The organism is Caballeronia fortuita, from assembly GCF_001544835.2.
Lineage (GTDB): Bacteria > Pseudomonadota > Gammaproteobacteria > Burkholderiales > Burkholderiaceae > Caballeronia > Caballeronia fortuita.
Genome location: NZ_FCNX02000024.1, coordinates 14,346 through 35,638, shown reverse-complemented (window position 1 = coordinate 35,638; position 21,293 = coordinate 14,346). Strand labels below are relative to the sequence as shown.

Here is a 21,293-nt window from a genome sequence, read left to right as displayed (position 1 = left end):
CGAAACCATCATGCCAAAAACGAAGCGCCGCTCCCCGCAAGCCGAGACTGAGACGATCAGCCGACCTTTGCAAGTGTCGGTGGAAGACGGTGCTTCGACCCAGGATGAGGACATCGACAACGTAGACGTCGATGTCGACTCAGAGGAAGAGGGTGGCAGCCGCGGAAAGAACAGCGAGGAATCCGGCGAAGGCGAGCGGGAAGCCGCGCCGGACGCCGACGATTTCCGCTCGCTCCTGCAGGCCGAACTCACGGCCGACACCATTCAGCATTACCTGAACCGCATCAGCGTGAAGCCTCTGCTTACCGTCGAGGAAGAGCAACGCTATTCGCGGCTCGCGAAGGCGGGCGAATTCGAGGCGCGGCAGGTCATGATCGAGCGCAATCTGCGGCTCGTCGTCAGTATCGCGAAGGGTTATCTCAATCGCGGCGTGCCGCTGCTCGATCTGATCGAGGAAGGCAATCTCGGCCTCATGCACGCGATCGAAAAATTCGATCCGACGCGCGGTTTTCGTTTCTCGACGTACGCCACCTGGTGGATCCGCCAGAGCATCGAGCGCGCGATCATGAATCAGGCGCGCACGGTGCGTCTGCCGGTGCACGTGATCCGCGAGCTCAATCAGGTGCTCCGCGCGAAGCGTCATCTGGAAAAAAATTCCGCCAATTCGAACGACAGCGTCGCGCCCGAGCGCCGCGACGCGAGCATCGACGATATCGCGTATCTCACCGGCAAGACGCCCGAGGAAGTCACCGATATCCTCGCGCTCAACGAGCACACGGCTTCGCTCGACGCGCCGCTCGATCTCGATCCGGGCAGCAGCCTGCTCGATCTGCTGTCGGACGACCAGAGCCAGTCGCCCGACGCGGAAGTGCAGCATCGCGAACTCGAATCGCTGACGCGGCTGTGGCTCTCGCGCCTGTCCGACAAGCACCGGCACGTGATCGAACGGCGTTTCGGGCTGAACCATATCGAGCCCGCGACGCTCGAAGAGCTCGCCGACGAAATGGGCCTCACGCGCGAACGTGTGCGCCAGATCCAGCAAGAGGCGCTCGTGCGGCTCAAGCGCTTTTTCGCATCCAACGGCGTTCGCAAGGACGCCGTGCTTTAACGCTTTGGCGGCGCCTCTCGACGAAAGGCGTCGCGCTCCAGGATTCAATGACACCGATTCTCGTTTTCGACATCGAGACCATCCCCGATGTCGACGGCATTCGCCGTCTCGAAGATTTGCCCGACGATCTCTCCGACCGCGAGGTCGCCGAACATGCGTTCGAAGCGCGCCGCGAGCGCGTCGGCAATGACTTTCTGCCGCATCACTTGCAGCGCGTCGCGGCGATTTCCTGCGTGTTCCGCGACAACAGCGGCTTTCGCGTGCGCTCGCTCGGCACGGCGGCCGACGGCGAGGCCGCGCTCATTCAGTCGTTCTATCGCGTGATCGAAAAGTACACGCCGCAACTCGTGTCGTGGAACGGCGGCGGCTTCGATCTGCCCGTGCTCCATTATCGTGCGCTGGTTCACGGCATCGCCGCGCCGCGCTATTGGGATCTCGGTCAGGACGACCGCGAGTTCAAGTTCAACAACTACATCAGCCGCTATCACATGCGGCACATCGACCTGATGGACGTGCTCGCGATGTATCAGGCGCGCGCGAATGCGCCGCTCGATGCGCTCGCGAAACTATGCGGCTTTCCCGGCAAGCTCGGCATGGACGGCGGCAAGGTCTGGGACGCATATTGCGACGGCCATATCGACGAAATCCGCAACTATTGCGAGACCGATGTCGTCAACACGTATCTGATGTACTGCCGCTTTCAGATGATGCGCGGCGGCTTTACGCCCGGCGAGTACACGGACGAAATCAGCTTCGTGAAAAACGCGCTCGCGCAGGAGACTTCGCCGCACTGGGCGGAATATCTGGCGGCGTTCGCCGAATGAGCGCGTAACGTTCGTCTACAATCTCGCCTTTGCCTTAACGATCAGCAGGAAGTACGCAGGTGTCCGAAGCCGCTCGAAAAAACCAGCATCGCCGCCGCGCCGCGCCGGCCAAATCCGTCACGCCCGATCCGAACTTCGTCGCGCCCGAACTCGAAATCGAGTCGCTCGATATGGAAGCGCGCGGCGTCGGCCGCACGGTCAACGAAGACGGCGAGCCGGGCAAGGTCATCTTCGTCGAGGGCGCGCTGCCGGGCGAACGAGTGAGCTATTCGAGCTATCGCAAGAAGCCCAGTTTCGAGCAGGCGCAAGTGGTGCGCGTGCTGCGCGAGAGCGTGATCCGCGCGAAGCCGAAGTGCCAGTTCTTCGGCACCTGCGGCGGTTGCTCGATGCAGCATCTCGACGTGCGCGCGCAGATCGCCGTGAAGCAGCGCGTGCTCGAAGACAATCTGCAACATCTGTCGAAGCTGCGCGCCGAAGTCATGTTCCGGCCGATCCACGGACCGTCGTGGGGCTACCGCTATCGCGCGCGCCTGACCGTGCGGCACGTCGAGAAGAAGGGCGGCGTGCTGGTCGGCTTTCACGAAAGAAAGAGCAGCTATGTCGCCGACATGACGAGCTGCGAAGTGCTGCCGCCGCACGTTTCCGCGATGCTTGTGCCGCTGCGTCATCTGGTGGCGGGGCTGTCGATTCGCGATCGTATGCCGCAGATCGAGCTTGCGGTCGGATCGGACGTGACGGCGCTCGTGTTGCGCATTCTGGAGCCGCTGACCGAAGCCGACGAAGCGCTGCTGCGCACGTTCGCCGACGAGCACGGCGTTCAGTGGTGGCTCCAGCCGAAAGGCCCGGACACCGTCTACCAGTTTTATCCGCTCGATAGCGAACTGGCTTACACGCTGCCGGAATTCGATATCCGCATGCCGTTCAAGCCGACCGATTTCACGCAAGTGAATCACCAGATCAATCGCGTGCTGGTGAGCCGCGCGTTGAGCCTGCTCGCGCCAGAGAAGTCGGATCGCGTGCTCGACCTCTTTTGCGGTATCGGCAACTTCACGCTGCCGCTCGCGCGCGTGTCGCGGGAAGTTGTCGGGATCGAAGGCAGCGAGGCACTGACGGCGCGTGCGCTCGAGAATGTGAAGGCGAACGGCGTCGACGGACATACGTCGTTCGCGTGCCGCAATCTGTTCGAAGTCACCGCCGACGATCTGCGCGCGCTCGGGCATTTCGACAAATTTCTCATCGATCCGCCGCGCGAAGGCGCGCTCGCCGTGTCGAAGGCGCTCGCGGACATCGCGCAGAGCGGCGACGGGCCGTTGCCTAAACGCATCGTCTATGTGTCGTGCAATCCGGCGACGCTCGCGCGCGATGCGGGCCTTCTGGTGCACGAAGCGGGATACCGGATGAAGGGCGCAGGCGTCGTGAACATGTTCCCGCATACGTCGCACGTCGAATCGATTGCACTATTCGAGCGCGACTGAGCTCCGCTGCGGCCACGACGCCGCGCGCAGGCGTAAAAAAACCGGCCCGAAGGCCGGTTTTTCGTTTCTGCCGCGTTCATCTGGCTTAGTTGCGGTTGCCGCCGAAAATGCCGAGCAGCGCCAGGAGGTTCGTGAACACGTTGTACAGGTCGAGGTAGATCGCGAGCGTTGCGCTGATGTAGTTCGTCTCGCCGCCGTTCACCACGCGCTGCACGTCGAACAACATGTACGCCGAGAAGATCACGATGGCGAGCACGGAGATCGTCATCATCAGCGCGGGCAATTGCAGGAAGATGTTCGCGAACGCCGCCAGCAGGATGACGATCACGCCCATGAACAGGAACTTGCCCAGGCCCGAAAAATCACGCTTGCTGACGGTGGCAATGGTCGCCATGGCCGCGAAGATCACGCCCGTGCCGCCGAAGGCCATCATGATGAGCTGCGGTCCGTTCGAAAAGCCGAGAATGAAGCTCAGAAGACGCGAGAGCATCAGGCCCATGAAGAACGTGAAGCCGAGTAGGACGACTACGCCCATGCCGCTGTTCTTGGTCTTTTCGATGGCGAACATGAAGCCGAATGCAATCGCGAGGAACGCGATGAAGCTCATTGCCGGGCTCGTGGCCGCGAACAGCGAAAAGCCCGTCGCGACGCCGACCCACGCGCCGAGCACCGTCGGCACCATCGAGAGCGCGAGCAGCCAGTAAGTGTTGCGCAGCACGCGGTTGCGCGTCTCGACCGAAGTGACGCTGCCATTACGGCCAAAGCTGTAGGGTGATTCGTTCATGGTTTCTCCTTGCTTCAATTGTCTGTCGTTTGGTCTGCCCGCCACATCCGTCATATACGAATGATAAGGTGCGCCGACTTAAACCAATATTAGGACCGCCTGGCTGCCGCTCGCCCCGCGAAATGCCGTTGCAATGCGGCGGTTTGCTCCAATATGGCCCCGGCGCGCGCCGAATTCAATAGTCCGAATGGCTGATCCGGCAGTCCGGAGGTTCAAGTCATCGCTGAGTTTGATCCTTACGGCGTCGTAAGGTTTCAATCGCAATCATACCTTGCTTCGTGCTACAATTGTCGATTCGTTTTAATTCGTAAACCGTTCATTTTTTGGAGTTTTTCATGGCGATCGAGCGCACCCTGTCGATTATCAAGCCGGACGCAGTGGCAAAGAACGTTATCGGTCAGATCTACAGCCGTTTCGAGAACGCGGGTCTGAAGATCATCGCGTCGCGCATGGTTCATCTGTCGCGCGCCGACGCCGAGAAGTTTTACGCCGTGCACGCCGCGCGTCCGTTCTTCAAGGATCTGGTCGAATTCATGATCTCGGGTCCGGTGATGATTCAAGTGCTGGAAGGCGAAAACGCCATCCTGAAGAATCGCGACCTGATGGGCGCGACCGATCCGAAGAAGGCCGACAAGGGCACGATCCGCGCCGACTTCGCCGACAGCATCGACGCCAATGCCGTGCACGGTTCGGACGCGCCGGAAACGGCTGCGCAGGAAGTTGCGTTCTTCTTCCCGCAAGTGAACGTCTACTCGCGTTAATTCTTGCGTGTGTCGCCGTGCTGGCCGCATCGTCAGCACGGCATCGCGCCTCGACGCACTGGAAGTCGTATTAAGCAGAATCGGCGCGAACGGTCTCGGGCAACCCATGTTCCGGGCTTCGCAACCTGAAATGGCACATCTCGACATGACGAGCAGCACCACCGTCAATCTTCTCGATCTCGACGCCGCCGGGCTCACCGCGTACTGCGCGAGCCTGGGCGAAAAGCCGTTTCGCGCCAAGCAATTGCAACGCTGGATCCATCAATACGGTGCCGAAGACTTCGACGGCATGACGGATCTCGCGAAATCGCTGCGCGAAAAACTCAAGGGCCGCGCCAATATGGCGATGCCCGACATCATCAGCGACCACGTTTCCGCCGACGGCACCCGCAAGTGGCTGATCGACGTCGGCAACGGCAACGCGGTCGAAACCGTATTCATCCCCGAAGAGACGCGCGGCACGCTGTGCGTATCGTCGCAGGCGGGCTGCGCGGTGAATTGCCGGTTTTGTTCCACCGGCAAGCAGGGCTTTTCCCGCAACCTGACGACAGGCGAGATCATCGGCCAGTTGCGCATGGCGGAGTTCGCGCTGCGCAAATCGCTTGGGCGCGAGGTCGGCGGGCCGGGCAAGGGCGAGCGCGTCGTCACGAACGTCGTGATGATGGGCATGGGCGAGCCGATGCTCAATTACGATGCCGTCGTGCCGGCCATGCGCCTGATGCTCGACGACAACGCATATGGCTTGTCGCGCCGCCGCGTGACGTTGTCCACGTCCGGCGTCGTGCCGATGATGGACCGCCTCGCCGCGGATCTGCCGGTGGCGCTCGCCGTATCGCTGCACGCGCCGAACGATCCGCTGCGCGACATGCTCGTGCCGCTCAACAAGAAGTACCCGCTGCGCGAATTGATGGCGGCGTGTCAGCGTTATTTGAAAGTCGCGCCGCGCGACTTCATCACGTTCGAATATTGCATGCTCGACGGCGTCAACGACACCGAGGCGCACGCGCACGAACTGCTTGCCGTGACGCGCGACGTGCCGTGCAAGTTCAACCTCATTCCGTTCAACCCGTTTCCGGAATCCGGCCTGACGCGTTCGAAGAACGAGCAGATCAAGCGTTTCGCGCAGGTTCTCATCGACGCGGGCGTGGTGACCACCGTGCGCAAGACGCGCGGTGACGATATCGACGCCGCCTGCGGTCAGCTCGCGGGCGCGGTGCAGGATCGCACGCGCCTGGCTGAACGGATGAGCCGCGCAGGCGGCAAAACGATCGAGGTCCGGCCGATCTGATGGGCGTTCTAACGGAGAAGGCCGCAGCGAGGAAGCGCGTCGAGCGTCGCCGGGCGGCACGAAAACCGAACATTTTGTTATAAAGCGGTTTGCAATGGCGCCGGAGTTGTATCGTTCGCGTGGTTTTTCAAACCGAACCCAGCGACAGCGCTTTATAAAAGAATCGATGTGAGGAATTTGGCATGAGTGAGCCGCAGCACCCGACGCCTATCGGCAGTCATTCCGTCAAACGGTCCGGCAGTCAGTACGACGGCCAGCCCGACGGAGAGAGTGCGGCATCGAATGCGAGCCAGGCGGGGCCGCTTGACTCGATACAGGCGGTCGGCGCGCGTCTCGCGCAACTGCGCCAGGCGAAGGCATGGTCGATCGACGACGTTTCCGCGCGTCTGAAGGTGTCGACGTCGAAACTGCTCGCGCTCGAAGCGGGCGATATCAGCCAGTTGCCGGACCGCACTTTTGCCGCTGGCATCGTGCGCAGTTACGCGAAAGTGCTTGGCGCCGATCCGGCGACCTTCACACAGGCGTTTCGCCGCGACGGCGACAGCATCGAGCACAATCTGAAGGTGCCGGCCTCCGCCGGTGCGGGTCTTCCGCGCGCGCGCATGTCGGTGCCGCTGGGTAATCCGTCAGGCCGCAAGCGTTCGTGGCTGTGGGGCGTGCTGGCGATCATCGTCGTGCTGGCGGTGCTCGTAATGTGGCACACCGGCGGCGACTCGAACAACTGGCTCGCACGTCTGAAAGCGACGACAGGCGTGGGCTTGTCGTCGACGTCGACATCCGGTGCGAACGAAGCGGCGGGCACGACGTCCACGCCGACGCCCGACGAGGCCGCCGCGGCCAACACCGGCCAGGCGTCGCTGCCCGAAGTGGCGGCCGCGCCGGGCGAGCAGCCGATGCCGCGTCCGCTCGGCACGAACGCGCTGCCGGCTTCGTCGTCGACGTTGTCAGCCGTGCAGGGCGCGAGTGCGCCGGCAGCGGCGAGCGCGCCGGCTGCGAAGGCTGCGTCGGGCGCCGCGACGGCGGCTGCCGCAACGGCAGAACCGGCTGTCGCGGGAAGCGGCTCGAGCGCGGTCGAATTGAAAGTGAAGGAAGATAGCTGGTTCAGCGTGCGCGGCAAGGACGGCAAGGAACTGTTCTCCGGCCTCGTCCATTCGGGCAGCACGCAGCGCGTGCAAGGCGAGGCGCCGTTCAAGGTGACCGTCGGCAACGTCAAGGGCGTCGAGTCGTTGTCCGTCGACGACGAACCCGTCGATGCCAAGCGCTATGCCTCGGCACGCGGAAACGTCGCACGCCTCTCGCTGCCTTGAGTTTGCGAGACCGGTCCGGCGAGCGCGACGAACAAGTCGAGGGCGTCACGGTGCAAGCCGTGACGCCCGTTTGAGGTTCCACACACGCAACTCGGCGCCGTATCGGCGGCAAGGTTGCCAAAGGGTTTTTCGATGCAATCCGAAGCTCAATCCCTGATCAGCAGCAAGATTTGTTCGACCGAGCCGGTTTTCGGCGGTCCGCTGACGCGCCGTTCGTCGCATGCCGTCGACGTGCGCTGGGGCGGCCAGCTCGTGACGATCGGCGGCGATTCGCCGGTGCGCGTGCAGTCGATGACCAACACGGACACCGCCGACGCCATCGGCACCGCGATCCAGATCAAGGAACTGGCGCAGGCTGGCTCCGAGCTCGTGCGCATCACGGTGAACACGCCGGAAGCGGCCGCCGCCGTGCCGCATATCCGCGAGCAGCTCGACCGCATGGGCGTGACGGTGCCGCTCGTGGGCGACTTCCACTACAACGGCCATCTGCTGCTGCGCGATCATCCCGCGTGCGCCGAGACGCTGTCGAAGTACCGGATCAATCCGGGCAACGTCGGCCAGGGTGCGAAACGCGACACGCAATTCGCGCAGATGATCGAAGCCGCGATCAAGTACGACAAGCCGGTGCGCATCGGCGTGAACTGGGGCAGTCTCGATCAGGACCTGCTCGCGCGCATGATGGATGAAAACGCCGCGCGCTCGGCGCCGTGGGAACTGCAAAGCGTGATGTACGAAGCGCTGATCCAGTCGGCGATCGGTTCGGCCGAACGCGCCGTCGAACTGGGCCTCGGCCGCGACAAGATCATCCTGTCGTGCAAGGTCAGCGGTGTGCAGGATCTGATCGCGGTGTATCGCGAACTCGCGAAGCGCTGCAGCTTCGCGCTGCATCTCGGCCTGACCGAGGCGGGCATGGGCTCGAAGGGCATCGTCGCGTCGACGGCGGCGCTCTCGGTGCTGCTGCAGGAAGGCATCGGCGACACCATCCGTATTTCGCTGACGCCGGAACCCGGCGGCGCGCGCACGGGCGAAGTCGTCGTCGGCCAGGAAATCCTGCAGACGATGGGCCTGCGCTCCTTCACGCCGATGGTCATCGCGTGTCCGGGCTGCGGCCGCACCACGAGCACGCTGTTCCAGGAACTCGCATCGCAGATTCAAAGCTATCTGCGCAACTCGATGCCCACGTGGCGCGACCAGTACCCCGGCGTCGAGAAGATGCACGTCGCGGTGATGGGCTGCATCGTCAACGGGCCGGGCGAGTCGAAGCACGCGAATATCGGCATCAGCCTGCCGGGTTCGGGCGAGAATCCGGCCGCGCCCGTGTTCATCGACGGCGTGAAGGTGAAGACGCTGCGCGGCGAGCGCATCGCCGAGGAATTTCAGCAAATCGTCAGCGACTATGTCGAGCGCACTTACGGACAGCGCGTCGAGACATCCGCGGCATCACTCTAAGAAAAGATGACTGAACAGAAGAAACGGCTCGAAAAACTGAGCGGTGTGAAAGGCATGAACGACATCCTCCCGCAGGATGCCGCGCTGTGGGATTTCTTCGAGACCACCGTCAAGTCGATGCTGCGCGCATACGGCTATCAGAACATCCGCACGCCGATCGTCGAGCATACGCAGTTGTTCACGCGCGGTATCGGTGAAGTGACCGACATCGTCGAGAAGGAGATGTACAGCTTCACCGACGCGCTCAACGGCGAGCATCTGACCATGCGCCCGGAGAACACGGCGGCGGTCGTGCGCGCGACCATCGAGCACAACCTGCTGTACGACGGCCCGAAGCGCCTGTGGTACGTCGGCCCGATGTTCCGTCACGAGCGTCCGCAGCGCGGGCGGTATCGCCAGTTTCATCAGGTCGGCGTGGAAGCACTCGGCTTCGCCGGCCCGGATACCGACGCCGAAATCATCATGATGTGCCAGCGTCTGTGGGACGACCTCGGGCTCACGGGCATTCGCCTCGAACTGAATTCGCTCGGGCAGGCCGAAGAGCGCGCGGCGCATCGCAAGGAGCTGATCGCATATCTGGAGAAGCACGTCGATTCACTCGACGAGGAAGCGAAGCGCCGTCTCTACACGAACCCGCTGCGCGTGCTCGACACGAAGAATCCGGCGATGCAGGAAATCGCGCAGAACGCGCCGAAGCTCGTCGATTTTCTCGGCGATGAGTCGCGCAAGCACTTCGAAGGGGTGCAGCGTCTGCTCAAGGCGAACAACATTCCGTTCACGATCAATCCGCGTCTCGTGCGCGGCCTCGACTATTACAACCTCACCGTGTTCGAGTGGGTCACCGACAAGCTCGGCGCGCAAGGCACGGTCGCGGGCGGCGGGCGCTACGATCCGCTCATCGAGCAACTCGGCGGCAAGCCGACGGCCGCATGCGGCTGGGCGATGGGCGTCGAGCGCATCCTCGAACTGCTGAAGGAAGAGCAACTCGTGCCGGAAGCCGAAGGCACGGACGTCTATGTCGTGCATCAGGGCGAAGCGGCGGCGGAGCAGGCGTTCATCGTCGCGGAGCGGCTGCGCGACACCGGTCTCGACGTCATCCTGCATTGCAGCCCGGACGGCGCATCGGCGAGCTTCAAGTCGCAGATGAAGAAGGCCGACGCGAGCGGCGCGGCATTCGCTGTCGTGCTCGGCGAGGACGAACTCGCGCAAGGCATGATCGGCGTCAAGTCGCTGCGTCGTTCGGTCGACGAAACGTCGGGCGGGCAAAAGAACGAGCAAGTGAACGTTCCGGCGGAAGACTTGACCGAATACCTAATCAATGCGATGGTTGCAACCGCCGATGACGAGGGCGCCTGAGATCAGGCGCATGACCGCGCGCATCGGCCAGGATCGCAACGATCCGGCATCGCGCGCGGCGCTCGTTGAGGGAATTGAAACGCAGGAAGGATCAGCTGGACGATGAGCTATCACGACGAACAAGAATCACTTGAAAGCGTAAAGGCCTGGTGGGGCAAATGGGGTAACACCACGACGTGGGTCGTGCTCGTGGCGCTCCTCATTGGGGCCGGGTACAACGGATGGAATTTCTGGCAGCGCCGCCAGGCAGCCGAAGCGTCGGTGCTCTACGATCATTTGCAGCAGGCCGTGAACGGCAACGACCAGGCGCTCGTTGCGCGTGTCGCGTCGGACATGGAAGACAAGTTCGGCAGCACGGGCTACGCGCAGATGTCGGCGCTCGCGGCGGCGAAGTCGCTCTATATGGCGGGCAACGCGGCGGGCGCGAAGGCGCAACTGCAATGGGCCATCGATCATGCGAAGGACGACGAGTACAAGCAGATCGCGAAGCTGCGTCTCGCGCTCGTGCTGCTCGACGAGAAGAACTACGACGCGGGCCTGAAGCTGCTCGCGGATCAGCCGCTCGATGCGTTCAAAGGCGTGATCGCGGATCGCCGTGGCGACCTGCTCGCCGCGCAGGGCAAACGCGACGACGCGCGCGCCGCCTACAAGGTCGCGCTCGAAGCGCTGCCCGAGAACGACACGTCCGCGCGTCAACTGATCCAGTTCAAGCTCGATGCGCTCGGCGGCTGATCGTCATCGATTCAATCGGTATCCGTCCATACAGCCATCAGTCAATCAAGCCGCCCGTCACGGTGTCGCCATGAAGCGATGCGGCGGGCAGCGCCGATCAACCCAATTCACCAATCCATGTTGCGTCCACCGATGACTTTTTTGAAACGCTACGCCGTGCCGCTCGCCTGTGCGATGACCGTCTTGTTGACCGCTTGCTCGTCGACCAAGGATGAACGCCGCGTGCCGGTCCCGCTCGCGGACTTCAAGCCGGTGCTGAACGTCAACCAGACGTGGAAGGCGAGCGTCGGCAAGGCGGGGCGCTATCTGTTCGCGCCGGTCGCCGTGGGCGACTACGTCTTCGCCGCGGGCACGAACGGCACCGTCGCCAAGATCGACGCGAAGACCGGGCAGGACGTCTGGCGCACCAAGCTCAAGGACGATCTGTCGGCGGGCGTCGGCAGCGACGGCAATCTCACCGCCGTCGGCGGCCTGAAGGGCCAGGTCGACGTGCTCGGCAGCGACGGCAAGCTGCTGTGGACGGCCACCGCGCCGGGCGAGATCGTGTCGCCGCCGCTCGTCGGCAACGATCTCGTGGTCGTGCGCACCATCGACGGCAAGGTCATCGCATTCAACGCGCAGACCGGCGAACAGAAGTGGGTCTTTCAGTTGCGCGCCGTGCCTCTGAATCTGCGCGTCGCGGCGGGCATGACGTTCGCGGGCAATCAGGCCGTGCTCGCGGGCTTCCCCGGAGGCACGTTCGCGGCGATCAACCTGCAAACGGGCGATGCCTACTGGCAGGCGCCGGTGTCGTATCCGAAGGGCGTGACCGAAGTCGAACGCATCAACGACGTGACCGGCGCGCCGGGGCTCGTCGGCGCGCAGACTTGCGCGGTGACGTTCCAGGGCCGCATCGGCTGCTTCGATGCGAACTCGGGCCGCCCGGTGTGGGAAAAGAACTTCTCGAGCGACAGCGGCCTCGCGCAGGACGAGCAGATCGTCGCGGCAGGCGACGACTGGTCGGTCGTCAACGCGTTCCGCGCATCGGATGGTTCGCCGCTCTGGAAGACCGACGTGCTGAAGAACCGCGTCGTCAGCGTGCCGTTCATACTCGGCCGCGCGGTCGTCGTGGGCGACTACAAGGGCTTCGTTCATTTCCTCAACACGGAAAACGGCCAGCTCATCGGCCGCGCGCCGACCGATGGCAGTGCGATCACCGCGGCACCCGTGCTGGCGGGCAGCACGCTCGTCGTGCAGACGCATGACGGCGATCTCTACGGTTTCCGTCCGGGCAACTGATCGAAGGCGGGCCGCGAGCGGGCGACGCTCTCTCGCGGTCCATCGGAAAAAGCGCGGCGCGAGCAGCAGGCGGCGCGGCAGGCTCGCCACGACGAGCCGCACGAGAAAGAAGCGCCACGCCACGCGTGCGGCGCGATAAAACCCGCAAGCAAAAGCAGGGTCGCAAGAACGAAGCGCGCCGCGCGAAGGCGTCGCGCAAAAAAAGAGCCTCGAACGAGGCAAGACCGGCGATCGACCGCCGACGATCCGTCCAACCGCGCGCCTCGCGTGCGGCAGGCCGAATCCATGCTAATTTTCGACAAGCGCAGCCATTGCGCGGCGTAGCGGAACGCAACGAGACGGTTGTACCGCCCGTTCCGCGTTCGCCTTGCGTTCAACTTTGAACAAAATCAGATGAAACCCGTGATTGCCCTCGTCGGGCGCCCCAATGTTGGGAAATCGACTCTTTTCAACCGGCTGACGCGCTCGCGTGACGCGCTTGTCGCCGACCTGCCGGGCCTCACCCGCGACCGCCATTACGGCGAAGGCCGCGTGGGCGGTGAGCGTCCGTATCTCGTCGTCGACACGGGCGGCTTCGAGCCGGTCGCGAAGGACGGCATCCTCCACGAGATGGCGCGGCAGACGCGTCAGGCGGTGGAAGAGGCAGACATCGTCGTGTTCATCGTCGATGGGCGTAACGGCCTTGCGCCGCAGGACAAGTCGATCGCCGACTATCTGCGCAAGACGGGCCGGCCACTCTTTCTCGTCGTGAACAAGGCCGAGGGCATGAAGTACTCGGCGGTCGCGGCGGACTTCTACGAGCTCGGTCTTGGCGACCCGCGCGCGATCTCGGCGGCGCACGGGGACGGCGTCGTCGAAATGATCAACGACGCGCTCGACATCGCGTACAAGGATCAGCCGGAAGAGACGGAAGCGGAGAAGGCGCAGCACGGCGTGAAGATCGCGATCGTCGGGCGTCCGAACGTCGGCAAGTCGACGCTCGTGAACACGCTGATCGGCGAGGAGCGCGTGATCGCGTTCGACATGCCCGGCACCACGCGCGATTCGATCTATGTTGATTTCGAGCGACAAGGCCGCAAATACACGTTGATCGACACGGCGGGCTTGCGCCGGCGCGGCAAGGTGTTCGAAGCCATCGAGAAGTTTTCGGTCGTGAAGACGCTGCAGTCGATTTCCGATGCCAACGTCGTCATCCTATTGCTCGACGCCCAGCAGGACATTTCGGAGCAGGACGCGCATATCGCCGGTTTCGTGGTCGAACAGGGCCGCGCATTGGTAGTGGGCGTGAACAAGTGGGACGGGCTCGATTCGCATGTGCGCGAGCGCACGAAGGCGGACCTGACACGCAAGCTCAAGTTTTTGGACTTTGCTAAATTCCACTACGTTTCCGCGCTGGAAAAGACGGGCATCGGCGCGCTGATGAAATCGGTCGACGACGCCTACGCCGCCGCAATGGCCAAGCTGCCGACGCCGAAGCTGACGCGCGCGCTGATCGAGGCGGTGGAGTTCCAGCAGCCGCGCCGTCGCGGACCCGTACGCCCGAAGCTGCGTTATGCGCATCAGGGCGGGCAGAATCCGCCGATCATCGTCGTGCACGGCAATGCGCTCGACGCGATCACGGACACATACAAGCGATATCTGGAAGGGCGTTTTCGCGAAACTTTCGGACTTGCCGGCACTCCACTTCGCATAGAGTTTCGGTCGAGCCGAAATCCTTACGCGGACAAGGAGTAAGAGTCGCGCAAAGCCTTACGGTTCGGTGCCGTTGGCCATTTGGCCGATCCGGCGCCGGAAACGTGAAACAGCGAAAATCAGCTATAGTGTAGCGATTGTCGGCGGATCTCTTTTTCTTCGCCCGCAATAAACCCAACCTGCAAAAAAACACGGAGTTTGCTATGAGCAACAAAGGGCAATTGTTACAAGACCCGTTTTTGAACGCGCTGCGTAAAGAGCACGTGCCGGTCTCGATCTATCTGGTCAACGGCATCAAGCTCCAAGGGAACATCGAATCGTTCGACCAGTACGTCGTGTTGCTCCGAAATACGGTCACCCAGATGGTCTATAAGCACGCCATTTCGACGGTCGTGCCGGCCCGCCCGGTGAATTTCCACCCGGACGCTGAATCGTCCTAAACCATGTCGCGGCCGGCGCGAATTGCTAATTCAAAAGCGAACATTAAGCAACTCGCCGGTCGCTTCAAATACTTAAACATATTAATTTGATCAACGCAGCGCTCGTCGGCATCGACTTCGGCAAGATCGATTTCGAAGCCAGTCTGGAAGAACTCAGCCTGCTCGCACAAAGTGCGGGCGCCCATCCCGCCGTCACGCTCACAGGCCGCCGTCAGAGTCCCGATGCCAAAATGTTCATCGGCAGCGGCAAGGTCGAAGAACTGCGTCTGCAGTGTGAGGCGAACGACGTCGAACTCGTCATCTTCAATCACGCGCTCGCGCCCGCGCAGCAGCGCAATCTCGAAGTCGCGCTGAATCGCCGCGTGGTCGATCGTACGAGCCTCATTCTCGACATCTTCGCGCAGCGCGCCCGCAGTCACGAAGGCAAACTGCAGGTCGAGCTCGCGCAACTGCAATATCTGTCGACGCGCCTCATTCGCGCATGGACTCACCTCGAACGCCAGAAGGGCGGTATCGGCTTGCGCGGTCCGGGTGAAACGCAGCTCGAAACCGACCGCCGGCTGATCGGCGAGCGCATCAAGGCGCTCAAGTCGCGGCTCGAAAAGCTGCGTCGCCAGCACGGCACGCAGCGGCGCCAGCGCGTGCGCAATCGCACGATGTCGGTGTCGCTCGTCGGCTATACGAACGCGGGCAAGTCCACGTTGTTCAACGCGCTCACGAAGGCGCAGGCGTACGCGGCCAACCAGCTTTTCGCCACGCTCGATACGACCTCGCGCCGCGTCTTTCTCGGCGAGGAAGCGGGTCATGTGGTCGTGTCGGACACGGTCGGCTTCATCCGCGAACTGCCGCACCAGCTTGTCGCCGCCTTTCGCGCCACGCTCGAAGAGACCATCCATGCGGACGTGCTGCTGCATGTCGTCGATGCATCGAGCGCGGTGCGCCTGGATCAGATCGATCAGGTGAACGAGGTGTTGCGCGGCATCGGCGCGGACAACATCCGCCAGATCCTCGTTTTCAACAAGATCGATTCGGTGCCGGAGCTCGCGGCCCGCGACGAGGCGGTTGAAAGGGACGAGTATGGTAATATTTCGCGCGTTTTCTTGAGCGCACGCACGGGTCAGGGGCTCGATGCGCTGCGCGCTGCCATCGCCGAAATCGCCACGGCGGAATCCGAAGAAACCGATGCGGGCCTTCCCAGCGTGCTCGCCGAATTATCGGAGCCGCACGAAACGTCCGAAGCAACGCAATCCACGCAGTCCGGGTCAAACGCCACACACGACACCAACGCGCAGCCGGAACACGACCGGCCGGCCGCTGAACGTGACGATCGCAAGGTTCCCGAGCACGGACATTGAGTTGCTTCGGAATCGCATCGACCTGGCGTCGACCCCGGCTGTCTAATGGTGAATCACCGAGTGAACGACTACAAAGAGCGGGTTTTCCGGCAAGCTGAGCATGCCGTCTTTTCGATCAACGACCCGCGCTGGGGGCGGGGCGACGGCAATGGCGTGAAGAACGATTCGAAGCGTCCGCAGGACGGCAAGCGCCCGAACGGAAAGGACGAAGGCCCGCCCGATCTCGACGAGATGTGGCGCGAGTTCAATCGCCGCATTGCCGGGGTGTTCGGCAGGAAGCCCGGCAACGGCGCGCCGCGCGAGAACGGCCGTGGCACGAAGATCGGCCTTGGCATCGTCATCGGCGTGCTGATCGCCATTTATCTCGGCAGCGGCGTGTTCGTCGTGCAGGACGGCCATGTCGGCGTCGTCTCGCAGTTCGGGCAGTATCGTCAGACGGTCGCGCAAGGTATTCACTGGCGTCTGCCGTATCCGTTCCAGACAAGCGAAATCGTCGATACGTCGCAGATCCGTTCGGTCGAAGTCGGCCGCGGCACGGCGCTCTCGCAAGGCAACGTGCGCGACGCGTCGCTTTTGACGAACGACGCGGACATTGTCGACGTGCGCTTCGCCGTTCAGTATCAGATCAAGTCACCCACCGATTTCCTGTTCCGCAGCGTCAATGCCGACGACAGCGTCACGCAGGCCGCGCAGTCCGCGATCCGCGAGATCGCGGGCGGTCTGTCGACGGACGACATGCTCTACAAGGATCGCGAGGCGCTGCGCGCGCGCCTGATCGAGACGATCCAGCGCTCGCTCGATACCTACCGTACGGGCCTGCAGGTCACGGGCGTCGCGGTGCAAAGCGTGCAGGTGCCGCAGCAGGTACAGTCGGCGTTCGAAGAAGCGGCGCGCGTGCGTCAGGACAACGAGCGCGCGCGCGACACCGCGCAGGCCTATGCGGATCAACTGCTGCCGCGCGCGAAAGCCGACGCGGGCAAGCTGATCGACGAGGCGAGGGCTTACAGCAATCGCCAGGTCACGCAGGCGCAAGGCGACGCCGAGCGCTTCAAGGAAGTCTACGCGGAGTACTCGAAGGCGCCCGCGGTCATTCGTCAACGCATGTACCTGGACACGATGCAGCAGATTTACTCGCGCACCACGAAGGTGTTCGTCGACAGCAAGGCCGGCAATAACGTCGTGTACCTGCCGCTCGACAAGCTCGTCGAAGCCAACCGGCAGCAGGCGAAGGAATCGACGGACGCCGGCGGCGGCGCGGGTACGCCCGCGATGACGGAAACGCCGCAGGCGCGCGCGCAGGGCGCGGCGAGCGCATCGGCGCCGGCCGCGGCCGCACCCGCCAGCGCGGCGAGCGCGGCCAGCGGCGCGAGTGCGAATGCCGGCGGTGATCCGCTGCGCTCGCGCGATGCGTTTCGCTCGCGCAGCCGGTCCGAAGACCTGCAATAAGGAGCGCGAACATGAATCGAATCATTGCGCTCATCGTCGCAGTCGTGATCGTGCTGTTCATCGGATCGTCGATGATCTTCACGGTCGACGAAAGACACGCCGCCGTCGTCGCCGCGCACGGCGAAGGCAATCCGCGTCTCGAAGGCCCGGGGCTGCACTTCAAGCTGCCGCTGCCGTTCCAGACGCTCACGCTCATCGACACGCGCACGCTCACCATCGACGAATCCGGCGCCGATCGTTTCTCGACCTCGGACAAGAACGAAGTGCTCGTGAACACGGTCGTCAAGTATCGCGTCGCCGATCCCTTGAAGCTCTTCGAAAGCAACGAAAAGAACACGCAGACGGCGCAGGAGCGCATCACCGCGCTCGCGCGCACGGCGCTCGCGAGCGGTTTCGCCAAGCGCACGCTCACCGATGCGCTCGGCAACCAGCAGGCGATCGAAACCGACGCGCAGAAGAACATCGAAGGCGCGGCTGCGGCGTTCGGCGTGCAACTCGTCGATCTGCAGATGACGCGCATCGACTTTCCGTCGGCGGTGGCCGATTCGGTGTACAAGCGCATGATCGCGGCCCGCCAGCAAGCCGCGGCGAACGAGCGCGCGAAGGGCACGGCGGAAGCGGACAAGATCAAGGCCGACGCGGAACGCACGCAGCAGGCCATCCTCGCGGACGCCTACAGCCAGGCGCAGTCGATCAAGGGCGAAGGAGACAGCAAGGCGGCGGCCATAGCGGCCGATGCGTACGGACGCGATCCGCAGTTCTACCAGTTCTATCAGAGCCTCGAAGCGTATAAGAAGACGTTCAAGCCGGGCGACGTGATGATCGTCGACCCGAGCAGCGATTTCTTCCGCTTCATGAAGAGCCCGAACGGCGGCGCGGCGGACACGCCTGCTTCGCCCACGGCGAAGCGCTGATCCCGTGCGCGCTGCGCGGTCGGATCGTCCCGGCCGCGCGGCATCGATAAAAATCCCTTGGACATGGCCGAGACGTTACTGCTCGCACTTGCGTTGATGCTGATCATCGAAGGTATGTTTCCCTTCGTTTTTCCGACCGCGTGGCGCGACACCTTTCGCCGCATCGCGGAGCGGCCGGTTCACCACATCCGCATCGGCGGGCTGGTCGCGATGGTGCTCGGGCTGATCCTGCTCCTGATCGCGACGTGAGCGGGCGCCGGCAGCATCGCGTCGTTTGGCCTATCTTGTTTCTATCTTTCTGTCCCTGACCGACGAGCGCCACGCACGAAGCGTCGAGCCTCGCGTCCCGTAGGAATCGCATCGATGTCCACCTGGTTACTTCCCGAGAATATCGCCGACGTTTTGCCGTCGGAAGCCCGCAAGATCGAAGAGTTGCGCCGGCGTCTGCTCGACCGTTTCCGTTCGTACGGCTACGAGCTCGTGATGCCGCCGATGCTCGAGTATCTCGAATCGCTGCTGACGAGCGGCGGCAGCGATCTGAACCTGCGCACCTTCAAGCTCGTCGATCAGTTGTCGGGGCGCACGCTCGGCCTGCGCGCGGACATCACGCCGCAGGTATCGCGCATCGACGCGCATCTGCTCAATCGTCAGGGCGTGACGCGTCTGTGCTACGCGGGCGTGGTGCTGCATACGCGCCCGCGCGGTCTGCACGCGACGCGCGAGCAGATTCAGATCGGCGCGGAAATCTACGGTCACGCGGGTCTCGAAGCGGACCTCGAGATCCAGCAGCTGATGCTCGATTCGCTGCATCTCGCAGGTCTGAAGAAAGTGCGCCTCGATCTGTGCCACGCGGGCGTGCTCGCCGCGCTGCTCGAACTGGAGCCGGCCGCCGCATCGCTCGGCGAGGCGCTCTACGACGCGCTCGCGAGCAAGGACGTGCCGCGCCTGAACGAACTGACCGCGCATCTCGGGCAAGTGCCGCGCGAGGCGCTGCGCGCGCTGCCGTCGCTGTATGGCGATGCATCGGTGTTGCAGATCGCGCGCGGCCGTTTGCCGAATCTGCCGGTGATCGCGCGCGCGCTCGATGACCTCGCGTTCCTCGCGGCCCAGGTCGAAGGCGCGGAGCTGATGATCGATCTCGCGGATCTGCGCGGCTACGCGTATCACAGCGGCGTGATGTTCTCGGCTTATGTCGATGGCGTGCCGAACGCGGTCGCGCGCGGCGGCCGGTACGATGACGTCGGTCTCGCCTACGGCCGCGCGCGCCCTGCGACGGGCTTCTCGCTCGATCTGCGTGAAGTGGCGCGCATTTCGCCGATGGACGCGCGCGGCAGCGCGATCCTCGCGCCGTGGAAGCACGACGAGCCGTTGCGCGTGGCGATTCTCGCGCTGCGCGACGCGGGCGAAGTGGTGATTCAGGCGCTGCCCGGCCACGACCACGATCTCGACGAATTCGCGTTCGACCGCGTGCTCGTCGAGCGCGACGGCACATGGACCGTCGAAACGCGCGCGTGATGCGGACGGTGCATATAGTCGCTTGATCGGCAACGGATTTTGCTTAGTGCAATCCAATCGCGCGACCGTGACGAAATCGCGAAACGCGTCCCGAAAAACTCGGAACCTTCCGCGAACATAGGTAAAATACGTTTTTAACCAGCTAACGAATCAACATGTCTGCCAGTGCAGTGAATGTGAACCCGGGGCGCAACGTCGTCGTGGTGGGCACCCAGTGGGGTGATGAGGGCAAGGGCAAGATCGTCGACTGGCTGACGGACCACGCCCAGGGCGTCGTGCGCTTCCAGGGCGGTCACAATGCCGGCCATACGCTCATCATCGGCGGCAAGAAGACCATTCTGCGCCTCATTCCGTCGGGCATCATGCGCGCGGGTACGGCCTGCTACATCGGCAATGGCGTCGTGTTGTCGCCGGAAGCGCTGTTCAAGGAAATCGACGAACTCGAAGCGGCGGGTATCGACGTCCAGAAGCGCCTGTTCATTTCGGAAGCCGCCACGCTCGTGCTTCCGTATCACGTCGCCATCGACCAGGCGCGCGAAGCCAAGCGCGGCGCCGGCAAGATCGGCACGACCGGCCGCGGTATCGGCCCGGCGTATGAAGACAAGGTCGCGCGCCGCGGTTTGCGCGTTCAGGATCTGTTCGATCGCCCGGTGTTCGAAGAACGCCTGCGCGAAGCGCTCGATTTCCATAACTTCGTGCTGACGCAGTATCTCGGTGCTGCGGCCGTCGATTTCCAGAAAACGCTCGACACGATGCTCGGCTACGCCGACCGTCTCGCGCCGATGGTCACCGACGTCTCCCGCCGTCTCTACGACGCGAACCACGCGGGCAGCAATCTGCTGTTCGAAGGCGCGCAAGGCACGCTGCTCGATATCGACCACGGCACGTATCCGTTCGTCACGTCGAGCAATTGCGTCGCGGGCGCGGCGACTGCGGGCGCGGGCATCGGGCCGCAGCGCCTGAATTACATTCTCGGCATCACGAAGGCGTACTGCACGCGCGTCGGTTCGGGCCCATTCCCGAGCGAGTTGTACGACGCGGACAATCCGCAGCGCCAGGAGAAGGTCGGTCTCGACCTCGCGACCGTCGGCAAGGAATTCGGTTCGGTCACGGGCCGTCCGCGCCGCACCGGCTGGCTCGACGCCGCCGCGCTGCGCCGCGCGATCCAGATCAACGGCGTTTCGGGCCTGTGCATCACGAAGCTCGACGTGCTCGACGGCCTCGACGAAGTGAAGCTCTGCACGGGCTACACACTCGATGGCAAGCCGGTCGATATCCTGCCGCGCGGCGCATCGGAAGTCGCGCGCTGCGAGCCGGTGTACGAAACGTTCGGCGGCTGGAAGGAAAGCACCATCGGCATCACGCAATGGGACGGCCTGCCGGAAAACGCGCGCGCCTATCTGACGCGTGTGCAGGAAGTGGCGGGCGTGCCGATCGACATGGTGTCGACCGGTCCGGACCGCGATGAAACCATCCTGCTTCGCCATCCGTTCAAGGTCTGAGCGCCGCACGCGCATCGACCGGAACCGGACGCCGTAAAAATGTGGCCGCATCAGCGGCCACATTTCG

At 63.5% G+C, this 21,293-nt stretch carries 19 protein-coding genes; 18 read left to right on the top strand and 1 reads right to left on the bottom strand.

All coding sequences use genetic code 11. The features are described from left to right. The first annotated feature begins 10 nt into the window (after nt 1-10). Genes rpoS through rlmD form a run of 3 tightly spaced genes read left to right on the top strand, consistent with a single transcriptional unit; the run spans nt 11 to nt 3,407 of the window. Nucleotides 11-1,108: an RNA polymerase sigma factor RpoS gene (gene rpoS, locus AWB77_RS31835; RefSeq protein WP_061138432.1), complete on the top strand. Its 1,098-nt coding sequence runs from the start codon at nt 11-13 to the stop codon at nt 1,106-1,108. Nucleotides 1,109-1,155: 47 nt separating this feature from the next. Further along, nucleotides 1,156-1,932: a 3'-5' exonuclease gene (locus AWB77_RS31830; RefSeq protein ID WP_061138431.1), complete on the top strand. Its 777-nt coding sequence runs from the start codon at nt 1,156-1,158 to the stop codon at nt 1,930-1,932. Between the two features lie 59 nt (nt 1,933-1,991). After that, nucleotides 1,992-3,407: a 23S rRNA (uracil(1939)-C(5))-methyltransferase RlmD gene (gene rlmD / locus AWB77_RS31825; RefSeq protein WP_061138430.1), complete on the top strand. Its 1,416-nt coding sequence runs from the start codon at nt 1,992-1,994 to the stop codon at nt 3,405-3,407. An 85-nt stretch (nt 3,408-3,492) separates the two neighbouring features. Here rlmD and AWB77_RS31820 read toward each other — a convergent pair whose 3' ends face one another. Next, a complete protein-coding gene (locus AWB77_RS31820) occupies nt 3,493-4,191 on the bottom strand; it encodes a Bax inhibitor-1/YccA family protein (RefSeq protein ID WP_061138429.1) in 699 nt (232 codons plus the stop codon). A 335-nt stretch (nt 4,192-4,526) separates the two neighbouring features. Here AWB77_RS31820 and ndk point away from each other — a divergent pair, with 335 nt between their 5' ends. The 15 genes from ndk (at nt 4,527) to AWB77_RS31745 (ending at nt 21,226) form a co-directional block, all read left to right on the top strand. Then, entirely contained in the window at nt 4,527-4,952 is a 426-nt protein-coding gene (ndk, locus tag AWB77_RS31815) for a nucleoside-diphosphate kinase (protein ID WP_008349368.1), read from the top strand. A gap of 145 nt (nt 4,953-5,097) precedes the next feature. After that, entirely contained in the window at nt 5,098-6,240 is a 1,143-nt protein-coding gene (gene rlmN, locus AWB77_RS31810) for a dual-specificity RNA methyltransferase RlmN (protein ID WP_061138473.1), read from the top strand. Between the two features lie 182 nt (nt 6,241-6,422). Beyond that, on the top strand, nt 6,423-7,547 hold the full coding sequence (locus AWB77_RS31805) for a helix-turn-helix domain-containing protein (protein ID WP_061138428.1): 1,125 nt from the start codon (nt 6,423-6,425) through the stop codon (nt 7,545-7,547). A gap of 132 nt (nt 7,548-7,679) precedes the next feature. Beyond that, entirely contained in the window at nt 7,680-8,996 is a 1,317-nt protein-coding gene (gene ispG / locus AWB77_RS31800; protein ID WP_061138427.1) for a flavodoxin-dependent (E)-4-hydroxy-3-methylbut-2-enyl-diphosphate synthase, read from the top strand. Between the two features lie 6 nt (nt 8,997-9,002). Then, nucleotides 9,003-10,352, top strand: coding sequence for a histidine--tRNA ligase (hisS, locus tag AWB77_RS31795; RefSeq protein WP_061138426.1), 1,350 nt, complete (start codon nt 9,003-9,005; stop codon nt 10,350-10,352). A gap of 102 nt (nt 10,353-10,454) precedes the next feature. Beyond that, nucleotides 10,455-11,084, top strand: coding sequence for a tetratricopeptide repeat protein (locus AWB77_RS31790; protein WP_061138425.1), 630 nt, complete (start codon nt 10,455-10,457; stop codon nt 11,082-11,084). A gap of 132 nt (nt 11,085-11,216) precedes the next feature. Next, nucleotides 11,217-12,362: an outer membrane protein assembly factor BamB gene (gene bamB / locus AWB77_RS31785; RefSeq protein WP_061138424.1), complete on the top strand. Its 1,146-nt coding sequence runs from the start codon at nt 11,217-11,219 to the stop codon at nt 12,360-12,362. A gap of 393 nt (nt 12,363-12,755) precedes the next feature. Continuing rightward, on the top strand, nt 12,756-14,096 hold the full coding sequence (gene der, locus AWB77_RS31780; protein ID WP_061138423.1) for a ribosome biogenesis GTPase Der: 1,341 nt from the start codon (nt 12,756-12,758) through the stop codon (nt 14,094-14,096). Nucleotides 14,097-14,257: 161 nt separating this feature from the next. After that, the gene (gene hfq / locus AWB77_RS31775) at nt 14,258-14,494 is read left to right on the top strand and encodes an RNA chaperone Hfq (protein ID WP_006999489.1); all 237 of its coding nucleotides are present in this window, start codon (nt 14,258-14,260) and stop codon (nt 14,492-14,494) included. A gap of 86 nt (nt 14,495-14,580) precedes the next feature. Next, nucleotides 14,581-15,849, top strand: coding sequence for a GTPase HflX (gene hflX, locus AWB77_RS31770; protein ID WP_061138422.1), 1,269 nt, complete (start codon nt 14,581-14,583; stop codon nt 15,847-15,849). A gap of 60 nt (nt 15,850-15,909) precedes the next feature. Continuing rightward, nucleotides 15,910-17,295 (top strand): FtsH protease activity modulator HflK, encoded by a 1,386-nt coding sequence (gene hflK / locus AWB77_RS31765; protein ID WP_061138472.1) that lies wholly within the window; start codon nt 15,910-15,912, stop codon nt 17,293-17,295. Nucleotides 17,296-17,306: 11 nt separating this feature from the next. Further along, complete coding sequence (gene hflC, locus AWB77_RS31760) at nt 17,307-18,209, top strand: protease modulator HflC (protein ID WP_061138421.1); 903 nt, start codon at nt 17,307-17,309, stop codon at nt 18,207-18,209. Between the two features lie 57 nt (nt 18,210-18,266). Then, nucleotides 18,267-18,458 carry a DUF2065 domain-containing protein gene (locus AWB77_RS31755; protein ID WP_035500998.1) on the top strand — a complete coding sequence of 64 codons (192 nt, stop codon included), beginning with the start codon at nt 18,267-18,269 and terminating at the stop codon, nt 18,456-18,458. A 114-nt stretch (nt 18,459-18,572) separates the two neighbouring features. Beyond that, entirely contained in the window at nt 18,573-19,724 is a 1,152-nt protein-coding gene (locus AWB77_RS31750; protein WP_061138420.1) for an ATP phosphoribosyltransferase regulatory subunit, read from the top strand. Nucleotides 19,725-19,879: 155 nt separating this feature from the next. Then, nucleotides 19,880-21,226 (top strand): adenylosuccinate synthase, encoded by a 1,347-nt coding sequence (locus tag AWB77_RS31745; protein ID WP_061138419.1) that lies wholly within the window; start codon nt 19,880-19,882, stop codon nt 21,224-21,226. Nucleotides 21,227-21,293 lie beyond the last annotated feature (67 nt).

Excerpts from the sequence above, each read along its gene's own strand:
- rpoS (WP_061138432.1), top strand. The coding sequence starts at position 11 with ATGCCAAAAACGAAGCGCCGCTCCCCGCAAGCCGAGACTGAGACGATC.
- AWB77_RS31830 (WP_061138431.1), top strand. The coding sequence starts at position 1,156 with ATGACACCGATTCTCGTTTTCGACATCGAGACCATCCCCGATGTCGAC.
- AWB77_RS31820 (WP_061138429.1), bottom strand. The coding sequence starts at position 4,191 with ATGAACGAATCACCCTACAGCTTTGGCCGTAATGGCAGCGTCACTTCG.
- ndk (WP_008349368.1), top strand. The coding sequence starts at position 4,527 with ATGGCGATCGAGCGCACCCTGTCGATTATCAAGCCGGACGCAGTGGCA.
- rlmN (WP_061138473.1), top strand. The coding sequence starts at position 5,098 with ATGACGAGCAGCACCACCGTCAATCTTCTCGATCTCGACGCCGCCGGG.
- AWB77_RS31805 (WP_061138428.1), top strand. The coding sequence starts at position 6,423 with ATGAGTGAGCCGCAGCACCCGACGCCTATCGGCAGTCATTCCGTCAAA.
- ispG (WP_061138427.1), top strand. The coding sequence starts at position 7,680 with ATGCAATCCGAAGCTCAATCCCTGATCAGCAGCAAGATTTGTTCGACC.
- hisS (WP_061138426.1), top strand. The coding sequence starts at position 9,003 with ATGACTGAACAGAAGAAACGGCTCGAAAAACTGAGCGGTGTGAAAGGC.
- AWB77_RS31790 (WP_061138425.1), top strand. The coding sequence starts at position 10,455 with ATGAGCTATCACGACGAACAAGAATCACTTGAAAGCGTAAAGGCCTGG.
- bamB (WP_061138424.1), top strand. The coding sequence starts at position 11,217 with ATGACTTTTTTGAAACGCTACGCCGTGCCGCTCGCCTGTGCGATGACC.
- der (WP_061138423.1), top strand. The coding sequence starts at position 12,756 with ATGAAACCCGTGATTGCCCTCGTCGGGCGCCCCAATGTTGGGAAATCG.
- hfq (WP_006999489.1), top strand. The coding sequence starts at position 14,258 with ATGAGCAACAAAGGGCAATTGTTACAAGACCCGTTTTTGAACGCGCTG.
- hflC (WP_061138421.1), top strand. The coding sequence starts at position 17,307 with ATGAATCGAATCATTGCGCTCATCGTCGCAGTCGTGATCGTGCTGTTC.
- AWB77_RS31750 (WP_061138420.1), top strand. The coding sequence starts at position 18,573 with ATGTCCACCTGGTTACTTCCCGAGAATATCGCCGACGTTTTGCCGTCG.
- AWB77_RS31745 (WP_061138419.1), top strand. The coding sequence starts at position 19,880 with ATGTCTGCCAGTGCAGTGAATGTGAACCCGGGGCGCAACGTCGTCGTG.